The sequence below is a fragment of the Streptomyces botrytidirepellens genome, assembly GCF_003721215.1.
Taxonomy (GTDB): domain Bacteria; phylum Actinomycetota; class Actinomycetes; order Streptomycetales; family Streptomycetaceae; genus Streptomyces; species Streptomyces himastatinicus.
In genome coordinates this window covers 1-1,405 of the sequence record NZ_RIBZ01000460.1, presented here as the reverse complement: position 1 = coordinate 1,405, position 1,405 = coordinate 1, and the positions used below count along the sequence as shown (strand labels likewise).

At 71.4% G+C, this 1,405-nt stretch carries 1 protein-coding gene; it reads right to left on the bottom strand.

Features of this window, described 5'->3' with window-relative positions; translation table 11 throughout:
• Nucleotides 1-24: 24 nt before the first annotated feature.
• The gene (gene trpS, locus EEJ42_RS31600) at nt 25-1,044 is read right to left on the bottom strand and encodes a tryptophan--tRNA ligase (RefSeq protein WP_123105288.1); all 1,020 of its coding nucleotides are present in this window, start codon (nt 1,042-1,044) and stop codon (nt 25-27) included.
• Between the last annotated feature and the right edge of the window lie 361 nt (nt 1,045-1,405).

Genomic DNA, 1,405 nt, shown 5'->3' with positions numbered 1-1,405 from the left:
TGCCGAGCCGGGGCCCGCTCCGGCTCAGGTCGGCGGCAGCAGCCCCACCGCCGCGTAGGCGGCGTCGACCCGCGGCCGGGCCAGCGACCGGGCGCGCTCGGCACCGGCCCGCAGCACCCCGTCGACGTACCCCGGGTCCGCGCTCAACTCGGCGTGCCGGGCCCGCAGCGGCCGCAACACCTCCACGACCGCCTCGGCCACCGCGCCCTTCAGTGCCCCGTACGAGGTGTACTCCTCGGCCAGCACCTCCGGCTTGCCCCCGGTGCACGCCGCGAGCACATCCAGCAGGTTCGACACCCCGGGCCGCTCCTCCCGGTCGTAGCGGACATCGCTGCCGCTGTCCGTGACCGCCCGCATGATCTTCTTGCGCACGACATCCGCCTCGTCCAGCAGATAGACGATGCCCCGGCCCTCGGCGTGCGACTTCCCCATCTTCGACAGCGGGTCCTGAAGGTCCATCACCCGCGCCGCCACCGGCGGCGGCGTCGCCCGCGGCACGGTGAAGACCGGCCCGTACCGCTGGTTGAACCGCCGCGCCAGATCCCGCGTCAGTTCCACGTGCTGCGTCTGGTCGTCGCCGACCGGCACCTCGTTCGTCCCGTACGCCAGGATGTCGGCCGCCATCAGCGCCGGATAGGTGAGGAGCGACAGCCGTACGCTCCTGCCCCGCGCCGACTCCCGCGCGACCTTCTCCTTGTACTGGATCATCCGCCGCATCTCGCCGTCCGCGGCCGTGCACTCCATCAGATAGGAGAGCCGCGCGTGTTCGTCCACATGACTCTGGACGAACAGGGTGCAGTGCGCCGGATCCAGACCGGCCGCCAGGAACAGCGTGGCCGCCTGCCGGGTCAGCCGCCGCACCCGCGCCGGATCGTGCTCAACGGTCAGCGCGTGCAGATCGACGACGCAGAACAGCGCGTCGGCCCGGTACTGGTCCTCCTCGACCCACCGGCGCAGGGCGCCGAGGTAGTTGCCGAGGGTCAGATGCCCGGTCGGCTTGACCCCGCTGAAGATCCGGGGGCGTGCCGTCGTGGTGTGTGCCATGGGTGTGCTCTCTCCCGCTGTCTCGGGACCGCCGGACCGGACGGCCGACTCCGCGAGAGGGAGCAGATACGGAAACGGCCGCCGGAGCGGCGGCCGTGGAAGTGCATGCGCTGGGGGGCGGCCGCCGTCAGGCGGGCCACCACTGGGCAAGGTGCGCATGCTTCGTCATGCCACAGAGAGTACGCCCACGGGGGCGCCCCGGCACGGGTTTGAAGGCCGTCGGGGCGTCGTGTAGTGTTCTTCGAGTTGTCACGGAGCCCGCAGGGAAACGGGACAGCCACTCGAGCCGCACCGGCGGCAAACCACTCCGCACGACCCCCAATCGGGAACGACTTCGGCATGCCGAAATCCGGACCGAAAA